Here is a 4,438-nt window from a genome sequence, read left to right as displayed (position 1 = left end):
ATATAATATTATGTTGTATTGCATTTTTTAATATTTTCTCAAAAAAATTTTCTATTATTTATAGACTTTTCATAACTTTTTGTATGTTAATTATTTGACAGATAATTTTGAAATGTTATAATATGGATATGTAGAAATTTCTATTTTCTTAAAAGACATGGGAGTCAGATGAGAATTGTGAAAGGATGAGGGGGAGTGACACATATTATGTATCACCACACAGCAATCAATGTATTAAGTCTTTTACAAAACATGTCAAATAATAAAACGAACGATATGAAATTAGAGGCGGAATTTAAAAAAATAGAGAAACAATTCCAAATCGGGTATGAAGAGCTAATCGATTTATATAATAGAATGGTATTATTTCAAATAGATATAGAAAAAAATGGCGGTATGCGAGAATATGAAAAATCAGCGATTACTTGGTTGAAGTCTGAACTAGAATTATTGTATGAAGTGTATCAATTTTGTCAACGTCATGGCTTAAACATCGCAAATATTTCAAAATATGTTAGTAAAAATGAATTGAATCTTTTTCGAAAAACGGAAAGTCAATTGCAAAATACGTATTATAAATTAAAAAAACAAGAAATCCCGTTTGAAAATATTGAAAAACAAAAGCCGGGGCGAAAACGTAAATATGCACCTGTAAAAGAGACAATTGCTGAGACAAAACAAGAAAGTAAGCAGGAAGTAATTGAAGACGTTCGAAATGAAGATGATGAAAAAAGCCTCGTAACAGTTATATCTGGCATCGTGGATAACTTTGAAACAATTAGTCAATGTAGTGACAAGAAAGAACACGAATTGCATCAGTTCATGGAGGGAATCTATAAGCTTTCCAGTATGGCAGCAGAGCGTTCAAAAGATGAAAAGAATGCACGTGGTCTTGAAGGTGAATTACATTCATTACGAGCTGAAAATGAAAGATTAAAACGAGAGAAGGAAGAACTCGTTCATGATATTAAAGAGATGACGCATCATTTAATTCATTTTATTACGAGCTCTGATATCGATCAAATTCGCACATTGCCTTACTTTGTAAAAGAATGCAAACAAGATCTACATAAGCTAGGGTTATATAACGCTCAAGACGGAAAAATGAAAATTATGGTTGACCGTAGTGGACAAGTTATGACCGTAACACAATAAAAAAATTGGGTACAAAATAAAAGGGAGATACATAGTGTATATGTATTTCCCTTTTGTTTTGTATGGAATTGTTTCGGACAGAGGAAAAGTTACAATTAATTTTAGTAAATCAAAAATTTTTACAAAAGGAAGGAGCTAGGTCTTACTTTGTAGTATTGTCATCAGAAAAATACTGGGAATATGCGTATTGTCACTGTGAAAGGACTTAATACATAATGATTTTAAAGATAAACCGACTCTTCCTCAATATTTAACTGATTTAATTGAGGTGAATAAGTTGTATAATCGTACAGTTGTTATTACATTTCATCAACAAACTTTTAATACGGAGAATTGAAGAGTAAAGTAGGATTCCAAAGCATAGCCAAAAAGGTGGCTGTTATAAGTTATTTGCCTACCAAGATAATTAATATTTGTTTAAAATATAAGATTACTATTTTATTATACCGAGTAATTATTCACGTTATATAATAATTACTTACTACATAATTAACATGGTTATCTTACAAAAATGTAAGTTTTTTTTAATTGACACTCGTACATATAAGTAACTATACTGGTTACACGACGTTGGTGAATATATTTAATAGTTTCTATCTATAAGTGTATGTCTCAGGATTCTTTTCGGAATAATAGTTCGATTTGTATTTGGTATCTTTAATATAGGGATAACGCGGATTTAATCTATTCTTTATTCTAAGTCGTATTATTTAAAGATTAACTATAAATGATATATTTACCAAGTTGTAATAATTTTTTAGAGGTGTTACATTTTGAAATACAAATTAATTGCTACAGGAATTCTTGCTGGAAGTCTACTATCCTACTCATCTAGTGCATTTGCAAATACTCATAAATTCCCAGATGTTCCTGCATGGGCTGACAAATCCGTTAATTATTTAGTTGATAAAAAAGTATTGAGTGGTTATCCAGATGGAACTTTTGGTTCAAGTGATACATTAGATAGGGCTTCTGCGGCAACAATTATGACAAAGGCCCTTGGTATACATATTGACTTAAATGCAAAACCATCTTTTACAGATTCACAAAACCACTGGGGAACGCCGTATATTGCTGCTGCTGAAAAAGCAGGAATAATTAAAGGTGAAGGAAATGGAATATTTAATCCTTCTGGAAAAGTTACTCGTGCTGCAATGGCAACAATGTTAGTAAATGCATATAAGCTACAAGATAGAACAAATAGTAATGGACAAAGTAAATTTGAAGATTTAAAAGGACATTGGGGTGAAAAGTTCGCCAATATTTTAATTGATTTAAAAATTTCAGTTGGTACAGATAACGGTTGGCAACCAAATAAATTCATAACACGTGCAGAAGCCGCACAACTTACTGCAAAAACAGATACCCTTCAATACAGTCCGAAAAACCCTTTAGAAAGTAAAACAATCATTATTGATCCTGGACATGGTGGTGCAGATCCTGGAAAGTCCACAAAAGGATTGCCTGAAAGTAAAATCGTATTAGACACTTCCTTACGCCTACAACAATTGCTCGAAAAACATACACCATTTACAGTTTTACTAACTCGTGAATCTGATACTAGACCTGGACATGACCAAAAAAGTTCTTTACAGGAACGTGTTAAATTTGCTAAGCAAAATGAGGGGGATATCTTTATAAGCATTCATGCAAATGCTTTTAATGGTAATGCAAAAGGGACAGAAACATACTACTATAAATCTTCTGAATCCGAAAAAACAAATCCTCATGTGGAAGAAAGTCGTGTGTTAGCGGAAAAAATTCAAACACGTTTAGTAGAGGCTCTTCAAACACGTGATAGAGGCGTTAAACATGGAGATCTTCATGTTATAAGAGAAAACGACATGCCAGCTGTGTTAACGGAACTGGCTTTTATAGATAATGGTATCGATTACAGTAAACTATCTACGGCAAAAGGCAGACAGATTGCAGCAGAAGCCATTTATGAAGGGATTTTAGATTATTATGAATGGAAAGGAAATAATGTATCTGAATATAGATTGTAATAGGTAAAAGAAAGTTTAGTAATTCTAGGAATATGAAATTTATAAATTGCTAAAGTATAGTTTTGTTATTTGTAATGTGTTTTAGTTTTATAGTGTATACTGGTGCCGACTTATTAAGGATTATAAATAAGTCGGTGTTTTAATTAGCATCCTTAATAAATACTATAGAAAGTTATGAATAAAAAACGATAAATAGTTACTATTAGAAATTTTGTAGGTACTTTCATGTCTAAATAATTTAGGGTTTTTTTCTTTGTTTAACATCACAAAAAATAGATAGAGGCATACACCTACATTCATTATTTTTACGTGAAATTTTAATTTGAAAATAGTTAAGCTATATGATTCAGATGGGCAGTATCTAATTAGTTCAAAGAAAACATTCGTTAAACTAATTAGCTATTAAATCAACTTGTTGCATAAATAGTTCGTATAACAATAATTGATATTGTTAAGGACATAGCTGCAGATATTTGTTGTAATTCCTGTTATGGAATTTTTAAATATCTGCAGATGTAATATAAGGGTGCTTTATTTTGAAAGAAATCTTTTGAAATGGTCATAATATGAATAATAATTAGATACAAATTTTTAAAAATGATGAAAGACTTAAGAAGGTGAATATATTGCTTAAACATTCACATTGGCAATTTATCTTATTAACAATAGCTCTAATATTCTATATAAGCTTTTGCTATATATTTTTATTTGTTTTTCCAAATCAATATTTCGTATCAGATTTTAATATCCGACTATCATCCTTAGTTGTTGAAACTACTGTATTTATCTCATTACTGTATTCTATATTATCCAGAAAAATTAAGTTAGGAGTATTCTGGGTTTGCGTTACTATTGCAATAGGGTGTTTCTTGATAGGGAATTTTATATCCGCTTTTCAAGTGCTTAATGTAGAATTACCAATACAAAATTTTAATATCTCTGATGTGTTTTTGTTGTTTTTCTTATTCTTCTTTCTCTTTGCATTCTTTTATAAAATCATTATGGAATGTAACAAGTGGGAAAAGGCGTATTTACTTTGTGATTTATGTATTGTTGTTACTGCTATTTTTACATTAGAGTGGTACCTATTTAATAAACCTTCTGCAAATATCTTATTCTTATCAATTGGAGATGTTTTTCTTTCATTTATTTTTCCGATTATAGATTTATTGCTTCTTTTACTAGGAATTAGCCTGATCTTTCGACCAGCTATTTTTAATGCGAAAAGTAAATTATTTATTTTTATTCTCGTATTAACTGGATTGGCTATTACGGAC

2 protein-coding genes and 2 pseudogenes are annotated in these 4,438 nt (G+C 30.1%); all 4 read left to right on the top strand.

What is annotated here, in order from left to right; genetic code table 11:
• The first annotated feature begins 207 nt into the window (after positions 1-207).
• The gene (locus ACFWDE_RS29990) at positions 208-1,155 is read left to right on the top strand and encodes a DNA-binding domain-containing protein (protein WP_002135401.1); all 948 of its coding nucleotides are present in this window, start codon (positions 208-210) and stop codon (positions 1,153-1,155) included.
• 83 nt (positions 1,156-1,238) lie between these two features.
• Positions 1,239-1,480 (top strand): annotated as a pseudogene (locus ACFWDE_RS29985) (Ger(x)C family spore germination protein); the annotation flags it as partial.
• Positions 1,481-1,928: 448 nt separating this feature from the next.
• Positions 1,929-3,161, top strand: coding sequence for an N-acetylmuramoyl-L-alanine amidase (locus ACFWDE_RS29980; RefSeq protein WP_377896329.1), 1,233 nt, complete (start codon positions 1,929-1,931; stop codon positions 3,159-3,161).
• Positions 3,162-3,787: 626 nt separating this feature from the next.
• A pseudogene (locus tag ACFWDE_RS29975) lies at positions 3,788-4,438 on the top strand (GGDEF domain-containing protein); the annotation flags it as partial.

It is taken from the genome of Bacillus sp. NPDC060175, assembly GCF_042728695.1.
Lineage (GTDB): Bacteria > Bacillota > Bacilli > Bacillales > Bacillaceae_G > Bacillus_A.
The sequence above is the reverse complement of the archived record's forward strand: the minus strand, read 5'-3'. Positions and strand labels throughout refer to the sequence as shown.